Below are 17373 nucleotides of genomic sequence, written 5' to 3'. Positions count from 1 at the left end.
TGTACTAAACTTTACAAAGTTTTAAGCATGATTCTTTTCGATACCTACCATCAAGTAGTCTAAACAAGAGGTGAAGCACTAAGTGCTTCACCTCTTGTTTTTGTATAGGTTTAGAGACTTGCTATTAATTAAAGTACCTGTGGCTTCGACTTCGCTCAGCCAACGTTAGCTGAGCGAAGTCGAAGCTAGATAACTTTGGTGGGACATTTTTTATCCGCAAGAGCCTTAGTTCTTTAACTGCGCGATCGCATCATTGAGCTTGCCACTACGAAAGCCCTCTAAATCTAGAGTGATCGAGCTAAAGCCATAGTCACGAAAAGCTTGGGTGAGTTGGGACATATCGATAATGTTGATAAATTCACTCAAGCGATCGCTTGGCACTTCGATTTTGGCAGTATCTCCCATCGATCGCACCCTAATATCTCCTTTCCATCCGCGATCGCGTAAATACTGTTCTGCATTGCCAACGCGCCGTAATTTCTCAATTGTAATCTCTTCGCCATAGGGAAATCGCGAACTTAAGCAGGGCTGTGAGGGCTTATCCCACCAAGGCATTCCCAAATATTGCGATAACATGCGTACTTCCATTTTACTAATGCCCACTTCCGCCAGCAGCGATCGCACGCCACGTTCCTTTGCAGCCTGAATCCCTGGACGATAATCCTGCAAATCATCTGCATTTAAGCCATCGACGACATAGCCATAACCCATCGTTTTGGCAAGAGGTTTGAGCGTATCATGGAGTTCACTTTTGCAGAAATAGCAGCGATTAATCGGATTAGAGGTGTAATTGGGGTTATTCATCTCTTCGGTTTGGACGATTTGATGTTTGATGCCAATAAATTCCGCTTGAACCTTAGCGGCAGTAAGATCGGCAGGTAGCAAAGACGGTGAATTCGCGGTAATGGCAAGGGCGCGATCGCCTAAAACATCAAAGGCAACTTTGGCAACAAGGGTACTATCGATGCCGCCAGAGTAAGCAACAAGGACTTCGGCGGCTTCATTAAAAATGTGACGTAAGCGATCGAGCTTGTCGGACAATGCGGCATTTAACATAAAAACTCTTGATACTTGTTGTTTAATATTTTGGCATCTGCTTTTTGAACGCGATGCAGAGGGTTATTTCCCTGTCAAAGGCAGGGAAATAACCCTTTGCAACTCGCTATATTATTTATAGTGGTTTTTAAATGAGTACAGACTTCACTTGAAAACAAAAAATCAAGCTCAGTAGGAGTTATGAGTTTTCATTTTGCCTTGGGCAAAATAAAAACTCTATGGCAGGACATCATGGACAAGTCACGTAATACCTCAATCAGTAAATTTCTCAGCAAATATCTACGCCATGAGCCAGAGCAATTGGGCTTGAGCCTAGGTATTGGCGGATGGGTGCAAGTTGATGATTTGCTAGTAGCAAGTGCTAAGCATAACTTTGTAATTAGTCGAGAGGAACTGGATGAAGTTGTTGCTACCAATGCTAAGCAACGCTTTTCCTTTGATCTGACTAAAACTTTGATTCGGGCAAATCAAGGGCATAGCGTGGAAGTGGATTTACAACTAGAGCCAAGGCAACCACCAGATTTGCTGTATCACGGGACTGCGGAAAAGAATGTGGAATCTATTCGTAACTTAGGTTTGCAGAAAATGTCTCGTCATCATGTGCATTTATCAAGCGATCTGGCTACGGCAAAAACGGTGGGACAGCGACATGGTAAACCTGTGGTATTTGAGGTAAATGCGGCGGCAATGTTTAAAGATGGCTATATTTTTTATTGCTCAGCTAATCAGGTGTGGCTAGTCGCTCGCGTTCCACCTAAATATTTACAATAAGAGGTGGGCATTCCCCACCTCTTATTTATGAATTAGCTGTCAATTTTTCCAAAATTTCTGTGGTTCGCAATCCTTGCTTCACCCAAGGCTCTACCTGTTGAATTTTGTTGGTTACTCCTACGATAAAGCGCGTGTAATTTTCCTTACTAGAGCTATCTGAATTAGAGCTATCTAAAGCCGCAGTAGAACTTATTTCAGGAGGATCTGACCAATCCGTCGCACAAGCCCGAATATCTTTGCCAGCCCATCGAGAAAACCATGCGGCAATAAATCCTGCTTGCAGATGATGCCAAGGTAAATTACCCGACTTCAAACCAATTTCGCTACCTATCGTCAACACTGAATTTTCGGTGGTAACTACGATCAGACCATGTTGCCGATGGCTAAAGTCCAAAGTCAAATTCCCCATGCCATGCACTGTCCAGAGTTGGCGCATTGTCGCAAAGAACTCAACCGCGTTAGTTGCCATAATCGTTGTGCCTCTATAGGACTCGATTTCACCACGAATATGATCGTAAAAAGAGCCACCCCAACTAAAGCCAAAGGTGTAGAGTGCCAAGGTTCCTGCCTGTCCTGCCTCAGACTGTAAAGCGCGATGGATACTCCGCAAGAGAAAATCAGGTACAGCAACTAAGCGATCGCCTTGGCGAGTTGACAACAAACCTGTCGCAGGATCAGACTTGACATAAAAGCGAGGCGAGAAGTAGTTTCCGGGAATTGAAGTGTTCGTCATTGGCTTAACCATTGGTGAGCGATCGCAATGTAGGGCAATAGTAAATCTGCATTTTCTGGAGGAAGATGCTCTTGCACCGATTTTTGTAAAGAGCGATAAACAAAATCATTCACCCTTTGATTTTTGAGTGCCACCATAATGTTCTGCATCCAATACAGCAGGCGATCCTTGAGGAGTTCCTCATCTTGTAACAACATGGCAGTAGCACAGTAGCGCAGTACCAAAGCCATATCGCGATTGCACTTATTGCCTCCGTCGAAATTCACCTTTGCAGAGACATCGGGAGCTGTAGCTTGGATCTGCTGCATCACCTGCGCCAGAATGGTATTTTCCTTAAGTTGAACTAAATCGTAGGTTTGACGACGCTGCTGCCAAGAAGCGATCGCTCGATCTAAAGTGCGTAAATCCTCAGGCGTAATGTATGAGCCATCGGCACGATCTAAGACATCTTCTAATAAAGTAAGCATGGGTTTGAGATTAAATTTGTAATTAATAAAGTAATTAAAAATGATGAATGGGGTTGTTTCAGCTGTTTAATCAGCTATTTGAAAGTGTAAGCAGCTTTTAATTTAGGAAAATTAGGACTCAGGGAAATTTACAAGTAAATCCTCTAACAAAGTCATGTCTTCTTCCTTAACAAGCAAATCCTCTTGACTTTCTGCATTCCACTCAATTTGCTGAAGAAACTCCTTAGTAGTTAAAAACTCCAAATCTGTCAAATCATCCAAGCCTAGTAAAAAAGGCGATGGACGCGGAATGGCGATCACTGCGTTACGACCGTTACTACTTAGAGGAGATGGCTCATAAATTTCTTGCTCAGCATTTTGTGATCGTGATCTCTTAGATGGCGATCGCGCAGGGGCAAACAAGTTACTAAATGATTGCGAAACTGATCGCCATAACTTGCCCAAGCGATGTAGTAAAGCCCTAAAAATATTAGCGCGATTCCGTTTTCTCATCTTAAATGCCTCCTGTCTCCATAGCTTGGCTTGTTCCATTGGCACTAGAGAGATCCTGATCCAATAACCTTTGTTCAATCTCTTTAGCGGTAGCCCCAGAACTTAACCAAAACTCAGCAGCCTTAATCCGAGTCTCAGAACCAATCAAAAATCGACAAAAATCATTGCCCATGGAATAGCATTGAATTTCAGTACTACTCAATCCACGATTTAGCATCACGGAAAAGAAACCTGCTAATAACCCTGCATAGAGGAAACATACGGGCTTACCAATATTCCCCATCGACTTAGCTACAGCCGAATCAAAGAGATCAATAAAAATAAAGCCTTCTCGAATAGAACTGAGATCGACATTCCACTTTCCCCACCCCTGAGCAGTTAATGGCCACCACCATGTTTCTAAGGCAAATTTGAGACTCGATTTATTAATACTGAGATGATAGTCCCTCTCAAACCAAATCTTAAAATCTTTGGCATCATCGGTTCCCCACTCTTTACCGATCAAATACATCAACCAACCAGAGGCTTCCCCTACTTCATGCTCTAATCCTTTCAGCAAAGACACAATAAAATCATCACTGGCTAACACATATTGATGTTGATTCCAGTCTCGAATTTGCCCCTTAGTCTGATCAAATTTAAAGAAAGTATGCCGACTATAATGACAAACTTGATAGAGAGAGGTTAATGGAAGAATTGCTTCCCCAGTAGACAGAGTGCTTGATTTGGTCATTGGAATTCCTTACATTTGCGTATATATGAATTTTTAATTCCTGCGTTTTAGATAAAACCAAAATTAGATTACTTATGTAAAACCTTCGATTTTTCGGGAGGTAATAAAATTTGACTTAAATCAGTAGTAAAGGTGGAATCAATTTCAGCCATTTTTTCTAAAGCCGATCGCAAAATCAACTTGCCTTCTTCAACTAAAACATCACCAGTTAATGGATGAATTAGATTTTGTTGAGCACGTTTTCCGATTAAGCTTTTTAACTCCCCAATTGAGCCGATATACATACCTTGAGGAACTTCAATCACCAAACCATCTTGCAAAACCCTTGCTTGACAAGCCAAACGCGAATTTTCTTGAGATGTAGTGATAAAACTGAGAGTCAATATCTCCTGTTCACTCTTCGGACTTAGAGCCTCTTTCCCAGACTGGACATATATGTGACAAGTTGCACATCTCCCCTGACCACCACAGGCTTGAAGCACATTCATTTCCTGTTCCAGCAAAACACTGAGTAAAGTACTGTCTGTTGAGACCTCCACCTCTTGATTTAATGGTTGTAGTTTTATTTGTTTCACTTAAATCTCATTCAATGGGGGAAATTAGCTTAGCAACATCCACAGACAAAGCTTTGGACTGCAATATTTGTGAGAAGTCAATAATAACCCGTTCACATTCCTTTAAGAAAGCTCTTACCCATGTCTGGACATCTTGCAATTGTTCAGGAGTTAACGGGGCAATTTGCTCAGAGATAAAAGGACAACTAATTTGACCTTGATAATCAACTTTCCAATATTCTAAAGAAGGGTGTAGTGTCACCAAGCTGGCATGACTTAGTTTCCAGTAGTTACCGATCGCTAAAGGACCTAAATAACTAGAACTATATTTAGTCAAGCGGTTTAGGGCTACAAGCGTGGCTTCCCATGTCAGAGTTTCATCCTTTTGGATAGCTGGAATAGAGCGTAGACTCCTGTTTGCAGACTGGGCGATACTTTTAAGAGCATTACGCATTAATGATTTTTGGAATAGATGTACATTTTGAGGGTGAATACTTACCACATCATGGACACCACGCTCAATCGCCCATTCCCGAAAAAAATCGCTAACCTCCATCTGCTCAACCATCAAAATGATTGGTAAGTTCTGCCACTGTTTAAGACAGCGCCGACATACCTCTAGCCAATTAAGATCCTCTAGTTTTCCTAATAAAATTAGGTCAGAGGATTGTCTAGTCACAGTTTGGACTAACTGTTGATAATTGGAACAAAGATCAGGAACCCAACGATTATCTTTTCTGATTTCTTGGAGAATCACTTGAGATACACTTGGCTTTGACTCAGCTAAAGCTAAATGAATAAGCATTTTTTTTGAATGCTGCTTATCCACCAATTCTTCAAAAACAGAATCTGAATTAGTCATTGTTAAAGTCTGCATTTGTGGCTTTTATAATGTTTTGTTAAATTTTGGATGATATTTTGGCGTTTAAATTTAGATTGATTTAATGTAATAGAAAATAAAAATTTTTAAAATTTGGAATTAATCTATAAAAATATCCCCCCATCTAATACACAGTTTCTTTTAGCTGTAGCAAAATAGAAGGGACTTAATCCTGAATTAATCAGAAAAGAGCTATTTAATTCGCTATTGGTTCAGAAACGTTATAGATAGAAGTCAATGATAATAATGATGATCTTGTCATAAGCTTATAACTTCTCAAAAGGTTGGCAGCTAAAAGTTAAAAAAAATATGTAATTTTTAACACTAGGTACTAAAATCCAAAATACGAGTAACGGCGCTCCGCACCGCTACTCGTATTTGCTGACTAAATCAAGCATCACTCAGTAAATTCTCTAATATCTCCTGAGTGATCAAACTGCCCTCCTGTACTAAGAGTGCGCCTGTAATTGGATGGTAGATATTTAGTGGGGCAAGTCGGTTTTTTAACCTAGCAAAGATTTGAGCTAGCTTTTTGTCAGCTTTATTATCTAAATAAAAAACGACTCCATCATCAACTACTGATGTTTGGCAAGTCAAACGATAAAGAGATGCATCTTTACGAATATTTTTGAGAGTTACTTGCTCAAGGTTTTGCATCGGACTCAGACTGCTCGCACCATCAAACACTCTTAAGGCACAAGTACCACAAGTTCCCTGCCCTCCACAGGTTGCGGCTAATTCAACCTTGGCATGTTTTAGCGATCGCCACAATCTATTTTTGGCAGAGACGTTGATACTAATTCCTAGAGGTTCGAGTTTAATGCGCGGCATAGAGCTTAAATTAGAGCAAAAGAGTCTGAGATTTTCAAAAAAGAGGTAGCCCAATACTAAATCTTCTTTTCTGATTTTAAAGTGCAAAGTGCTTTAATTAAGCACTAAACGATAAGACTAGCTTTGCTAAAGCCTATTTACAGCGCTTTGCACTCAAAACCCAAACCAAGATATTTTTTGAAAGGCTTGCGAAGCAAGCCTTTCAAAAAATATCTTGTGGTTCGTTTGATCGACAAATGTTGTAGTTTATGTGTAGTCATACAAATACACCAGAAAATTTCTTCTAGTGTATTTGTATAGTTTTTAAGAAATTGCAAAGCGCTGTAATAATGCTAATGATGACAAAATTCTCACTTAATGTCCAAATAATGCCCAAATGAGAATCTTTAGATAGGTATTAAACGCTTGCTTTAGTTTTCTTCTTGATATTCTTAGCGGCAATTGCAACACCAGCACCTATAACTCCTAAGAAAGCACCTGGGACAGGAACTGGAACTGATGGAGATGGCGGTATATTACTTTTCCATCCCAAGGCATTCATTACAGTAATATCAATAGGAGAGTTAGCAGTAAAAGGGACGAATACTCCTGGAGTTCCAAATGCATCATAGGAATCTGGAGTAACACTACTTGCCCAATCTTGGAGATCTGCGCCAGCGATAGAATTGTAATATTTTAGAGGTGTGACACCATTATCTGTTGAGAAGTATACATTCTGATCTGTACTATTCAGACTTCTCACTCCAGGAGCTTTAAAACGAAATAGATCAAACGGTAGATAGCTGTTTGAAGTAGTACCAATAGTTGCATTAAGGCCGGGGATTCTTCCCATGATTTCAGAGAATTCATGCTCTACAACACTGATATAACTGTAGCTACCAGATGCAGGACTAGCTCCAGGGGTAAAAGAATAGGTCTGACTCGTAGAAATTGAGAAAATGCCATCAAGAGCGCTAGATGCTCCTAAAAGCCCCAATGCTTTACCATGTGCTGTAGATACCCAAAATTTACCACCACCTGTTGGATCGGATAATGGCAAACTACTTGTTGCTGCGATGGAATCTGGGGTTGAAGCATTGTTAATCAAGGCGCTACGAATAACATTGTAATCATAGAGTCCCGAAAGATAGGAAAGGCTACTTCCAAGACCAGTAGGTGTAGCAGTAACTTGGATGTTTACAGTCACATTATTACTGAAAAGACTTGAGTATTCATTGGCGACATATTGAGTAGCAGCTTTTAGCTCACTCTCTTGCGCTCCAAAGGCACTGAGACTGGGGTCATAGGTAATATTAAAGCTTACAGCATCGGCTTTATTGGCAAAGCCAAGTACAAGAGTTGTACCTAGTATAGTGAGTACAGACAGTTTGTTTTTGTATGACATTGATGCCTCAATTACTAAACTAAATAGGAAACCAATTATTTTGCAAAGCTAGCACGAAATTTAGCTAACAGCAAATGCAACTTATCTTTTCTTTAGAATTCAGAAAAAATATATTTTAAAACAACAAATTAATTACATTGCTTACAACCAATTGAGACGAGATTTACTAAGATTTAGGAATCTAGGTAATGAATATAAAAGTCTATCCATAGATATTTAGTTTATTTGTGCAAAGAAGAAACTAGAATTACTAAATTTGGATATTTTCTTGCCAATCGATCAATCTTAATTATTTGTAGGATATGTTAATGCAACTTAAATTTTTTAATTGCAGCCTACAGCCTGTTGAAGATTGAAGTGACAGAGAAATTCTTAGAAACATGACTTAGCAGAATTCTTAAGGCTTTCTCTGTGTTTTAATTCAGTGTGTTACGATGGATTTAATTTTTATTTATTATAGATATAGCGATCCTAAATCATTTGTAGATTTTTGGGTTTGTGGAAGCGTACCCAGAAGAGGTATTCTTCCACAAACTATTTAGGATTGGTATAGATTTTCAAACTTACTTAAAGTAAAATTTTACGGTTCCAAATGAACTACCCCGCCGCAAGCAAACGGGGTATCAGACTCAAAAAAGACTCAGTTGCTCATCCCTGTGCAACTTGAGATATTCCTTTCCTTGTTTCTTTACGTAACTATCTTCATCTCCCTGTCTTCCTACGGTACTTGCTAAATATCCACCACTCCAAAACGCTCCTCCCCATAACTTTTGTTTTACTTGAGGACATCTCTTAAAAACTTCCCTTGCTGTCAGACTCTTTATCATCGTTACTAATAGTGATAGTATCGCCATGCAAGCTTTTCCTGATGTAGCGATCGCGTTAGATGCTATGTTTCCTATTGCAGAGAATTTACAAAGTTAACTAGATATTCCTATGGCTTCACCTTGGGCGGGAGAATTAGAATTAGAATTTGCGAAACGGAATCAGCAAACCGTATTAACCCGTAATTACACCGTCGCACCTTGGAAAATTCAGCGATCGCTCTATCCTGAAGGTGAAGAAGTTTGTCATTGTATTCTCTTGCATACCGCAGGTGGTTTAGTTGGAGGCGATCGCCTATCGGCAAAAATTCATTTGCAACCGCAAACCCAAGCCCTGATTACTACTGCTGCTGCTAGCAAAATCTATCGCAGCACAGGTGCAGAATCTTTACAAAATCTCCATATTCGCATTGATGAAGGAGCGAACTTGGAATGGTTTCCACAGGAGACTATTGTTTTTACAGAAGCACAATATCGTCAGCAAACTAGAATTGAACTCGCCCCAACTGCCACCTTGACAATGTGGGAAATTATCAGGTTTGGGCGCACGGCTAGAGGGGAGAAATTTCTGGATGGGAATTGGCGATCGCATACGGAGGTATGGCGCGACCAAAGCCCGTTATGGATTGATCGGCAATATCTCAATGGAAATTCGGAAATGTTAGGGAGTCCTAATGGGTTAAATAATTATGCGATCACCGCAAATTTTATCTTTGTCGGCGCGATCGTAGAACCTGAATTAATTACGCGGATTCGTTCTACTTGGGAGCAGGGAAATTATCAAGGAATGTCAGGAGTTACGCGATCGCTATCGGGTTTAGTTTGCCGCTATTGTGGTGACTCGTCTAGTGATGCACGTAAATGGTTTCAACAAATTTGGCATCTTTTACGTGTATCCTATAGGGATAGAGCAATATGCGTACCTAGAGTCTGGTGAGTTTCTAATTTTGGCTTCGCTAAAACTAGAAACTCAATAAATGCATACCTAGAGTTTGGTGAGTTTGTGATTTTGGCGAAACCAAAATCACAAACTAAGTAAATGAGTTTGGTAGATATTCATGCAACTTACGCCTCAAGAAAAAGATAAATTATTGATTTTTACGGCTGCGTTATTAGCGGAGCGTCGTAAAGCTAAGGGTTTGAAGTTAAATTATCCTGAAGCGATCGCCTTTATCACTGCGGAGATTTTGGAGGGAGCAAGGGAAGGTCGCACGGTTGCCGAGTTGATGTCATACGGCGCGACTTTGCTTACCCGTGATGATGTGATGGAAGGTATTCCCGAAATGATCCATGATGTGCAAGTGGAAGCGACTTTTCCCGATGGAACTAAACTGGTGACAGTCCATAATCCTATTCGCTAATTTAGCTAAGGAGGTTTGAAATGATTGAGATCGCTAAAGTTCAAGATTCACAAACTAAATCAAAGCTGACTTATGAAAAATTCATCAATCTGAGACTTACTGACGGACGCTATGAATTTGTTAACGGAGAAGTCGTTAAAGTGGCAAATACTAGACAGCATGAAGATGTTGTTGCTTTTGTTTATAAAAAATTTGACCGAGAAATTGATAGGTTAAATTTGGATCTCGTAGTGCGCCAAAATGTGAGTATTAGAACTATTGCTAGTAGTGACAAGCAAAGTAGGGTCCCAGACTTGAGCATGATAGATAAGGAATTTTGGCAATCTAATCCAGCCGATTATTCTCCATTGCAAAAACCGATTCAGTTAGCAGTAGAAGTCACATCAACTAATTGGGATGATGACTATATTGATAAGTTTTCAGAATATCAAAGCCTTGGTATTCCTGAATATTGGATTGTGGATTATTTAGCGATCGCTAGTCGTGAATTTTTAGGTAATCCCAAAATCCCTGCTGTATTTGTCAATTTACTAGATGAAAATGGTAAATATCAAACAACTAGATTTACAGGAGATGACAAAATAAATTCGCGGACTTTTCCTGAATTAGACTTAACTGCTGCTGGAATTCTCAACATCTAGGATGTAGCGTTACATCCTAATTAAATAACAATGGAGATAAATCTATGATTGTTGGTGAGATCATTACTCAAGAAGGTGATATTGAATTAAACGCTGGGCGCGAAGTGATTACACTTAAGGTTGCTAATTCAGGTGATCGCCCGATCCAAGTTGGTTCCCATTACCATTTCTATGAAACCAATCGAGCGCTGATCTTTGATCGCGATCGCGCCAAAGGCACACACCTAGATATCCCTGCGGGAACTTCCATCCGCTTTGAGCCGGGGGATGAAAAGGAAGTAAATTTAGTTCCCTATGTGGGTACTCGTGAGATCTATGGATTTAATGCTTTAGTAGAAGGCAAATTGGAGAATTAAACGAATGAGTTATAGAATGTCCCGCCGTGCCTACGCAGAAACCTATGGCGCAACCGTTGGTGATAAAGTTCGCTTAGCTGATACGGAACTATTTATTGAAGTAGAACGCGACTACACTACCTATGGCGATGAAGTGAAATTTGGTGGTGGTAAGGTGATCCGTGATGGCATGGGACAATCACCAATCACCAATGCTAATGGAGCCGTTGATGTCGCGATTACCAATGCTTTAATTCTCGATTGGTGGGGCGTGGTGAAGGCAGATGTGGGGATTAAAGATGGCAAAATTGCGGCGATCGGGAAGGCAGGAAATCCTTACATTCAGGACAATGTGAATATCATTATCGGTGCGGGTACAGAAATCATCGCAGGAGAAGGAAGGATTCTCACCGCTGGCGGCATTGATACGCACATTCATTTCATCTGTCCACAGCAAATCGAAGTAGCGATCGCCTCTGGTGTAACAACCATGATCGGTGGCGGTACGGGTCCCGCCGTTGGCACAAATGCCACCACTTGCACGCCCGGACCTTGGAATATGTACCGTATGCTGCAAGCTGCCGATGCCTTCCCGATGAATTTAGGTTTTTTGGGTAAAGGTAATAGTGCGAAACCTGAAGGCTTAGTCGAACAGGTGGAAGCAGGGGCGATCGGTTTAAAGCTCCATGAGGATTGGGGAACGACTCCCGCTACGATCGATACTTGTTTGGGTGTTGCCGATGAATACGACGTACAGGTTGCTATCCACACCGACACCCTCAACGAAGCAGGATTTGTGGAAGATACGATCGCCGCTTTTAAAAATCGCGTGATCCACACTTATCACACTGAAGGCGCAGGTGGTGGTCATGCTCCCGACATTATCAAAATTTGCGGTGAAGCAAATGTACTTCCATCTTCCACAAATCCCACCCGTCCCTATACTTTAAATACGCTCGATGAACATTTGGATATGCTGATGGTTTGTCACCATCTCGATCCTAGTATTCCCGAAGATGTCTCCTTTGCCGAATCAAGAATCCGTCGCGAAACGATCGCTGCTGAAGATATTCTCCATGATATCGGTGCATTTAGTATGCTCTCCTCTGACTCGCAAGCGATGGGAAGAGTCGGCGAAGTGATTATCAGAACTTGGCAAACTGCCCACAAAATGAAGGTACAGCGAGGAGTTCTTGCTAGTCCCGAAGCTACCAGAGCCGACAATTTCCGCGCTCAGCGCTATGTTGCAAAATACACAATCAATCCTGCGATCGCGCATGGTATTGCCGAATATGTAGGTTCCATTGAAGTTGGCAAAATTGCTGACCTCGTTCTCTGGCATCCTGCCTTTTTTGGCGTAAAACCTGAGATGGTTCTTAAAGGCGGCTTTATCGCATGGTCACAGATGGGCGATGCCAACGCCAGTATTCCCACCCCGCAACCAGTGTATATGCGTCCGATGTTTGGCAGCTATGGCGGTGCGATCGCACCTACATCATTTACCTTTATTTCTCAAGCAGCAATGGAACGAGGTATTCCTACCCAACTAGGCTTACAGAAGCAAGTACTTACGGTTAGAGGAACTCGTAATATTAGTAAACGTGACTTAAAGCTCAATGACGCTTTGCCAGTGATGGAAGTAGATCCAGAAACCTATGAAGTTCGTGCTGATGGTGAATTATTGACCTGCGAGCCTGCGTCAGTATTGCCGATGGCACAGCGATATTTCTTGTTTTAAATACTGTTTTAAATAACACGAGTTCGGAATAATTTGAAACGGGCTTTGAGAGAGGGTTTGCTACGCAAACCCTCTCTCAAACCCAAACAGTAAAAGCCTTGCTTAGCAAGGCTTTTACTGTTTGGGTTTTTAAAAAATTTGCTAGCTTAACCCAAACTGACGTTATTTAAGACATTATTCAAGGCATTAATAATTTACTAAGGAAACAATGGGAACTTCGGGTAAAGCCTTTCTACCATTGAGAAAATCTAGCTCGATTAAAAATCCATATGCAAGCAATTCTGCACCAGTCTGCTGAACCAGTTTGGCGGTTGCCGCCGCAGTCCCTCCCGTAGCGATTACATCATCGATGATGACTACCCGTTCACCCTTAGCAAGTGCGTCTTGATGAATTTCTAAAGTATCGGTTCCATACTCAAGGGAATATTCAACCCGATATACTGCTGATGGTAATTTTTTGGGCTTACGCACAGGTACAAAACTAGCTCCTAGACTCATTGCTAATGCTGCTCCGAGGATAAATCCTCTTGACTCTATACCAATAACAGCATCAACTTCCCCAATATTCAGTTCTACAAATTTTGTTTGAAAGCCTTGGATAATTGAGGTTAAACCGTGAGGATGGGCTAACAAGGGCGTAATATCACGAAAGATGATACCTTGTTGAGGGAAATTGGGAATATCGCGAATGATGCTTTTAAAGTCCATAGGGATGATTGCTAGATAACTTCACAATCTTAGCTGTATCCGCGATCGCATGGAATAACTAAAATTTTGGAAGCATGGCTTTGCCATGCTTCCAAAATTTTCTCTTGAGTTAGACTATAAGTAGGCAAGTTTATGTTGTGTTCTTTAATGACTAAGGAGCGTAAAAACATGAAAACAGTATTAGCGGTGATTGCAGCTCTTGGAACATTAGGTGCTTTTTCAGGAAGTGCGATCGCTGATGTGTCCATTAGTATCAGATTTGGCTCAAGTCCTACCTATAGCTCTTATCGCTCTAATGCATGGTCTACATACCCTAGCGTTCCCTACTACCCTAACAATTACGAGCACCATCATCGTAATAATTCTTCAGTGATTGTTCGTGAGGTTTACCCCGCTTCTCCTTACTACGGTAGCAACTGGAACTATATTGTCCCATCCACGGTAATCCGTCGCTCTAATATTTATGAGCACCGTTACAACAACTATGGCGATCGCTATATTATCCAAAGAAGTTTTATTCGCACCAGATAAAGAAAGAGCCTGCAAATGCAGGCTCTTTCTTTATTATGGCGGGTGGCGCTTTGCACTACCCTTCATAAACTGAGTGATTAAGTAGGCTGTTTGATATTTTCTTCGCCTTTAGTAATTGTGATCGACTCAATGCGATCGCCCACTTGAATTTTTTCGACCAGTTCCATACCTTCGGTTACATAACCAAAGACGGCATAGGAACCATCAAGGAAGTAAATATCATCAAGGGCAATATAAAACTGACTAGAGGCAGAATTAGGAGACTGAGAGCGTGCCATCGCGATCGCACCTTTGTTATGACGCAGCTTAGGCTTTTGGGTTGGAGGTAAAATTTCTCCATAGACAGGTTGCTTGGCTCCATCAGGCAAAATTTCGAGGGGAATGTATCGGGGCTGAGATGTCACAGGATCAATAAAGTTACCAGTCCCATTGCCAAGGGGATCGCCACCTTGAGCAACAAAAGGCGTAGGTTCTTTGACTACTCGATGGAAGTTTAAACCATTGTAGAGACCACGTTTCACCAGATCGGCAAAGTTACCTGCGGTCACGGGAGCATTATTCCCATCAAGCTCGATTTTGACAGTTCCCGATTTTAGTTTTAAATCCACTGTTGCTGTACCTTTTAGCTGCACAAACTTTGCAAGCGCAGCTTCTTGAGAATTCGGACTATTGCTAGGTGTAGCTTCAGCAACTTTAGTGGGTGATGGCTTGGCTGCCGCAGAGGTCGTTGACGCTGTAGGAGATGCACTGGCAGCTACATTACTACTGTTACTGCAACTAGTCAGTAAGAGGCTAATTGCTAAAAAAGAACTGAGAATCCAACGTAACATTTTTATTCCTTGATAATTTCAGTATCAATATAAACTGAAAAACGGCAGTGCTAAATATGTAAAGGTGGGCGGCGCTCTGTGTCACCCATCCTTAATAACAAACAAGGGGCTTAAGCCCCTTGTTTGTTATAGATATAAAAAAGGCTCCTAGGAGCCTTTTTCGTTATAAACCTTCTAGAGGTACTGCCAAAAACTTAGCAATTTCGGCGGCGCGATCTTCGAGTACATTTAAGGCAATTGGTTGACCCACTTCTGACAGAGGCAGATCACCTTTACCCTTTACCCGCAAATATAGCGCTCGCTTAGGATTTAAACCTTCACGAATTTCTACACGCACTGCTTGAACATCAGCAATCTTGTAGGTCAGCTCGATATTTTTGCTTTGGCTGCGTCCACGACGAAAAATAGTTACTTTGCCACTGTTGCGATCGAACTCGTTATAGCCACTACCATAATCAACGGCAATAACGTATAGCAAATATATTTCTAGTAAAGTACCAGCAATACCATAAAAAGAAAGGGCTAATCCTTGTGGTACAAAGTTGAGACTTAAAGGCTCAGTAAATGGTAACAAGTTAATTTTTAAGAAACTAGATAGACCTGCTAGCAAGAAGCCCAACGCACCTATGGCAACAATAACCGCAAAGCCATAGTTACTAAAGCGTCGTGACCCAACAATGTCATATCGCAGAACATTGGATTGAGATTTTGTAGTTACCATCGGTTGAAATAATGTTATGTGAGAAAAATTACTATATTTAGAAAAACAGTATATAGCGGCTTGCAGCTTCTCGCCAAATATCCGCCAAGTTCTAAGCTATGATGCAAAGGGTTTGCTAAGAAATAATTCGCAGAGTATCTTACATACACAAGCCACTCAAGGCTGACATCCCAATTGACTGTCACTTATTGTTACTTAATACTTCCCAATTAATCGTGAAAAAATCTCTCAACTCTTCCCTCAAGCAAAGTGTTCTAGCCGCGATCGCTGTTAGCTGTGTTTCAGTCCTATCAGCTTGCCAGCAACCACCCGCTCCAACTGAAACTGCGACCTCTCCAGCGCCATCTGCTAAACCGACTGCTACCGCTTCGACATCTCCTAGTGCTTCAGCATCTCCTAGCGCTAGTGCCTCGGCAAAAACTACGGAAGCAGCATCCGATAAGAGTGCTACCAGTGTGGCTAGCCTTGATAAAGTTGCTGGAGAATATAAAGTTGTTTTAGATCCTAAAGTTTTAGCTGATGCTGAAAAAGAAGGAGTTAAGTCTGTTACTGGTAAGTGGACAATTAAATCAGAAGGCAGTTTTGAAGCGACATTAAAAGCAGTCTCTACTAAAGATGAAGTTCAAGAGATTAAGACTGCTGGCAAGATTTCAATCAAAGATGGCAAGGTTGTCTCTCAGGTTGAAACTGTTAATGGGGAAAAACCACCCACAGCACCTCCTGAACAGCCCTACACTCTTTCGGCTGATGGTAAAGAATTACAAGCTGATGGTCAGCCTGTAAAACTAGTTAAGCAATAAGCCCCCAATTTTGAAAGTGCCGCTTTGCGGCACTTTCAACAAGTAATTATGTATAACGCCTTTTATTCATCCCACGATCGCATTTATAGCTTTGAGGAATTAGCATTTCCCATTGATGGCGTTGAACTAGATAGCAAGTTAGTTGAAGATGCAGAAATTAATCACGATCACTCCACAAATCCGATCGCAAAGCGACCTTACATATTTTTCAATATGGTATCTAGTGTGGATGGGAAAGCCACAACCTATGCGGAGAAACTAACGGGTTTGGGTTCTCGCCCTGATCGCAATTTGATGAAGCGGTTGCGATCGCAGGTGGACGCGGTCTTAGCAGGTGGTAGCACATTGAGACATGATGCCTTTATTCCCACATTACCTCCAGAGCTATTAGAGGAACGTCAGAAGCATTTTGAGCATCCGCAACCCCTCGGCATTGTCATCAGCAGTTCAGGTGATTTGCCCGAAGATCATCGCTTTTGGAATGCTGGCAAGGATTTAAGAATTGTCTTGCTGGGTGAAAATGCATCACTTGAACCATGGCTATACGAAAAAGCGCAAGTCTTCCGATTTCCTGTGCAAAATCAGCAAATTGATTTAAAGCAAGTATTATCAATGCTCTATGCCAAACTGGGGATTAAAAGACTGCTAGTAGAAGGGGGTGCTACTTTAAATTACGCACTGGTCTCTCAAGGTTTTGCCGATGAGTTATTCCTCACTTTATCACCGCATATCGTCGGTGGAGTCAAGAATACTTCGATTATTGCGGGAGCCGATTATGGGCTGGGTGGTGGTGAGTTACCGAAGCTCAAATTGCGATCGCTATATCATCATGATTCAGAATTATTTTTGCGATACCAATTTGAACGTTTACTTTGACCGTTACAGCGCTTTGCGCTTTATTTAAAACCCAGAGAACATTTTGAAAAGCTTGCTTAGCAAGCTTTTCAAAATGTTCTCTGGACTGTATAAAACCGAAACAGGCC

General features: G+C 41.4%; 21 protein-coding genes and 1 pseudogene. 9 read left to right on the top strand and 13 right to left on the bottom strand.

What is annotated here, in order from left to right; translation table 11 throughout:
- Positions 1 to 225 precede the first annotated feature (225 nt).
- Positions 226 to 1056 carry an ATP-dependent sacrificial sulfur transferase LarE gene (gene larE / locus HC246_RS18165; RefSeq protein ID WP_169364863.1) on the bottom strand — a complete coding sequence of 277 codons (831 nt, stop codon included), beginning with the start codon at positions 1054 to 1056 and terminating at the stop codon, positions 226 to 228.
- A 231-nt stretch (positions 1057 to 1287) separates the two neighbouring features.
- Here larE and HC246_RS18160 point away from each other — a divergent pair, with 231 nt between their 5' ends.
- Entirely contained in the window at positions 1288 to 1827 is a 540-nt protein-coding gene (locus HC246_RS18160; RefSeq protein ID WP_169365225.1) for an RNA 2'-phosphotransferase, read from the top strand.
- Positions 1828 to 1852: 25 nt separating this feature from the next.
- Here HC246_RS18160 and HC246_RS18155 read toward each other — a convergent pair whose 3' ends face one another.
- The 9 genes and pseudogenes from HC246_RS18155 to HC246_RS18115 all read right to left on the bottom strand — a co-directional run.
- Positions 1853 to 2560, bottom strand: a complete 708-nt coding sequence (locus HC246_RS18155; protein ID WP_169364862.1) for a hypothetical protein — start codon at positions 2558 to 2560, stop codon at positions 1853 to 1855.
- The gene (locus HC246_RS18150; protein WP_169364861.1) at positions 2557 to 3027 is read right to left on the bottom strand and encodes a globin family protein; all 471 of its coding nucleotides are present in this window, start codon (positions 3025 to 3027) and stop codon (positions 2557 to 2559) included. The genes HC246_RS18155 and HC246_RS18150 overlap by 4 nt, the downstream gene beginning before the upstream one ends.
- 111 nt (positions 3028 to 3138) lie before the next feature.
- Entirely contained in the window at positions 3139 to 3519 is a 381-nt protein-coding gene (locus HC246_RS18145) for a hypothetical protein (protein WP_169364860.1), read from the bottom strand.
- A gap of 1 nt (position 3520) precedes the next feature.
- Positions 3521 to 4252 carry a V4R domain-containing protein gene (locus HC246_RS18140; protein ID WP_169364859.1) on the bottom strand — a complete coding sequence of 244 codons (732 nt, stop codon included), beginning with the start codon at positions 4250 to 4252 and terminating at the stop codon, positions 3521 to 3523.
- A 68-nt stretch (positions 4253 to 4320) separates the two neighbouring features.
- The gene (locus tag HC246_RS18135) at positions 4321 to 4827 is read right to left on the bottom strand and encodes a 2Fe-2S iron-sulfur cluster-binding protein (protein ID WP_169364858.1); all 507 of its coding nucleotides are present in this window, start codon (positions 4825 to 4827) and stop codon (positions 4321 to 4323) included.
- 7 nt (positions 4828 to 4834) lie between these two features.
- Positions 4835 to 5668: a response regulator transcription factor gene (locus HC246_RS18130; protein ID WP_169364857.1), complete on the bottom strand. Its 834-nt coding sequence runs from the start codon at positions 5666 to 5668 to the stop codon at positions 4835 to 4837.
- A 408-nt stretch (positions 5669 to 6076) separates the two neighbouring features.
- Positions 6077 to 6517 carry a 2Fe-2S iron-sulfur cluster-binding protein gene (locus tag HC246_RS18125; protein ID WP_169364856.1) on the bottom strand — a complete coding sequence of 147 codons (441 nt, stop codon included), beginning with the start codon at positions 6515 to 6517 and terminating at the stop codon, positions 6077 to 6079.
- 397 nt (positions 6518 to 6914) lie between these two features.
- Positions 6915 to 7901, bottom strand: coding sequence for an NF038122 family metalloprotease (locus tag HC246_RS18120; RefSeq protein ID WP_169364855.1), 987 nt, complete (start codon positions 7899 to 7901; stop codon positions 6915 to 6917).
- A 629-nt stretch (positions 7902 to 8530) separates the two neighbouring features.
- A pseudogene (locus HC246_RS18115) lies at positions 8531 to 8746 on the bottom strand (transposase); the annotation flags it as partial.
- Positions 8747 to 8837: 91 nt separating this feature from the next.
- On the opposite strand from HC246_RS18115, the gene HC246_RS18110 reads away from it, so the two are divergent.
- The 5 genes from HC246_RS18110 to ureC all read left to right on the top strand — a co-directional run bounded on the left by HC246_RS18110 (position 8838) and on the right by ureC (position 12800).
- A complete protein-coding gene (locus HC246_RS18110) occupies positions 8838 to 9662 on the top strand; it encodes an urease accessory protein UreD (protein WP_169364854.1) in 825 nt (274 codons plus the stop codon).
- A gap of 121 nt (positions 9663 to 9783) precedes the next feature.
- Positions 9784 to 10086, top strand: coding sequence for an urease subunit gamma (ureA, locus tag HC246_RS18105; RefSeq protein WP_126386079.1), 303 nt, complete (start codon positions 9784 to 9786; stop codon positions 10084 to 10086).
- 20 nt (positions 10087 to 10106) lie between these two features.
- Positions 10107 to 10727, top strand: coding sequence for a Uma2 family endonuclease (locus tag HC246_RS18100; protein ID WP_169364853.1), 621 nt, complete (start codon positions 10107 to 10109; stop codon positions 10725 to 10727).
- 44 nt (positions 10728 to 10771) lie between these two features.
- Entirely contained in the window at positions 10772 to 11083 is a 312-nt protein-coding gene (locus HC246_RS18095; protein ID WP_169364852.1) for an urease subunit beta, read from the top strand.
- Between the two features lie 4 nt (positions 11084 to 11087).
- Positions 11088 to 12800, top strand: a complete 1713-nt coding sequence (gene ureC / locus HC246_RS18090; RefSeq protein WP_169364851.1) for an urease subunit alpha — start codon at positions 11088 to 11090, stop codon at positions 12798 to 12800.
- 186 nt (positions 12801 to 12986) lie between these two features.
- Here ureC and HC246_RS18085 read toward each other — a convergent pair whose 3' ends face one another.
- Entirely contained in the window at positions 12987 to 13508 is a 522-nt protein-coding gene (locus HC246_RS18085; protein ID WP_169364850.1) for an adenine phosphoribosyltransferase, read from the bottom strand.
- A 168-nt stretch (positions 13509 to 13676) separates the two neighbouring features.
- On the opposite strand from HC246_RS18085, the gene HC246_RS18080 reads away from it, so the two are divergent.
- A complete protein-coding gene (locus tag HC246_RS18080) occupies positions 13677 to 14039 on the top strand; it encodes a hypothetical protein (RefSeq protein ID WP_169364849.1) in 363 nt (120 codons plus the stop codon).
- Between the two features lie 77 nt (positions 14040 to 14116).
- Here the strand turns inward: HC246_RS18080 and HC246_RS18075 are convergent, their stop codons facing one another.
- Together HC246_RS18075 and HC246_RS18070 are read right to left on the bottom strand one after the other, a co-directional pair.
- Positions 14117 to 14869 carry a peptidylprolyl isomerase gene (locus HC246_RS18075; RefSeq protein WP_169364848.1) on the bottom strand — a complete coding sequence of 251 codons (753 nt, stop codon included), beginning with the start codon at positions 14867 to 14869 and terminating at the stop codon, positions 14117 to 14119.
- 163 nt (positions 14870 to 15032) lie between these two features.
- Positions 15033 to 15590, bottom strand: a complete 558-nt coding sequence (locus tag HC246_RS18070; RefSeq protein ID WP_169364847.1) for a photosystem I assembly protein Ycf4 — start codon at positions 15588 to 15590, stop codon at positions 15033 to 15035.
- 215 nt (positions 15591 to 15805) lie between these two features.
- Between HC246_RS18070 and HC246_RS18065 the strand changes: the two genes are divergently transcribed.
- Entirely contained in the window at positions 15806 to 16390 is a 585-nt protein-coding gene (locus tag HC246_RS18065; protein ID WP_169364846.1) for a hypothetical protein, read from the top strand.
- A 48-nt stretch (positions 16391 to 16438) separates the two neighbouring features.
- A complete protein-coding gene (locus HC246_RS18060; RefSeq protein WP_169364845.1) occupies positions 16439 to 17266 on the top strand; it encodes a RibD family protein in 828 nt (275 codons plus the stop codon).
- Positions 17267 to 17373: the final 107 nt, after the last annotated feature.

This window comes from Pseudanabaena yagii GIHE-NHR1 (genome assembly GCF_012863495.1).
GTDB lineage: Bacteria > Cyanobacteriota > Cyanobacteriia > Pseudanabaenales > Pseudanabaenaceae > Pseudanabaena > Pseudanabaena yagii.
The sequence above is the reverse complement of the archived record's forward strand: the minus strand, read 5'-3'. Positions and strand labels throughout refer to the sequence as shown.

Coding starts and splice junctions, on each gene's coding strand:
- larE (WP_169364863.1), bottom strand. CDS start 1,056: ATGTTAAATGCCGCATTGTCCGACAAGCTCGATCGCTTACGTCACATT.
- HC246_RS18160 (WP_169365225.1), top strand. CDS start 1,288: ATGGACAAGTCACGTAATACCTCAATCAGTAAATTTCTCAGCAAATAT.
- HC246_RS18155 (WP_169364862.1), bottom strand. CDS start 2,560: ATGACGAACACTTCAATTCCCGGAAACTACTTCTCGCCTCGCTTTTAT.
- HC246_RS18150 (WP_169364861.1), bottom strand. CDS start 3,027: ATGCTTACTTTATTAGAAGATGTCTTAGATCGTGCCGATGGCTCATAC.
- HC246_RS18145 (WP_169364860.1), bottom strand. CDS start 3,519: ATGAGAAAACGGAATCGCGCTAATATTTTTAGGGCTTTACTACATCGC.
- HC246_RS18140 (WP_169364859.1), bottom strand. CDS start 4,252: ATGACCAAATCAAGCACTCTGTCTACTGGGGAAGCAATTCTTCCATTA.
- HC246_RS18130 (WP_169364857.1), bottom strand. CDS start 5,668: ATGACTAATTCAGATTCTGTTTTTGAAGAATTGGTGGATAAGCAGCAT.
- HC246_RS18125 (WP_169364856.1), bottom strand. CDS start 6,517: ATGCCGCGCATTAAACTCGAACCTCTAGGAATTAGTATCAACGTCTCT.
- HC246_RS18120 (WP_169364855.1), bottom strand. CDS start 7,901: ATGTCATACAAAAACAAACTGTCTGTACTCACTATACTAGGTACAACT.
- HC246_RS18110 (WP_169364854.1), top strand. CDS start 8,838: ATGGCTTCACCTTGGGCGGGAGAATTAGAATTAGAATTTGCGAAACGG.
- ureA (WP_126386079.1), top strand. CDS start 9,784: ATGCAACTTACGCCTCAAGAAAAAGATAAATTATTGATTTTTACGGCT.
- HC246_RS18100 (WP_169364853.1), top strand. CDS start 10,107: ATGATTGAGATCGCTAAAGTTCAAGATTCACAAACTAAATCAAAGCTG.
- HC246_RS18095 (WP_169364852.1), top strand. CDS start 10,772: ATGATTGTTGGTGAGATCATTACTCAAGAAGGTGATATTGAATTAAAC.
- ureC (WP_169364851.1), top strand. CDS start 11,088: ATGAGTTATAGAATGTCCCGCCGTGCCTACGCAGAAACCTATGGCGCA.
- HC246_RS18085 (WP_169364850.1), bottom strand. CDS start 13,508: ATGGACTTTAAAAGCATCATTCGCGATATTCCCAATTTCCCTCAACAA.
- HC246_RS18080 (WP_169364849.1), top strand. CDS start 13,677: ATGAAAACAGTATTAGCGGTGATTGCAGCTCTTGGAACATTAGGTGCT.
- HC246_RS18075 (WP_169364848.1), bottom strand. CDS start 14,869: ATGTTACGTTGGATTCTCAGTTCTTTTTTAGCAATTAGCCTCTTACTG.
- HC246_RS18070 (WP_169364847.1), bottom strand. CDS start 15,590: ATGGTAACTACAAAATCTCAATCCAATGTTCTGCGATATGACATTGTT.
- HC246_RS18060 (WP_169364845.1), top strand. CDS start 16,439: ATGTATAACGCCTTTTATTCATCCCACGATCGCATTTATAGCTTTGAG.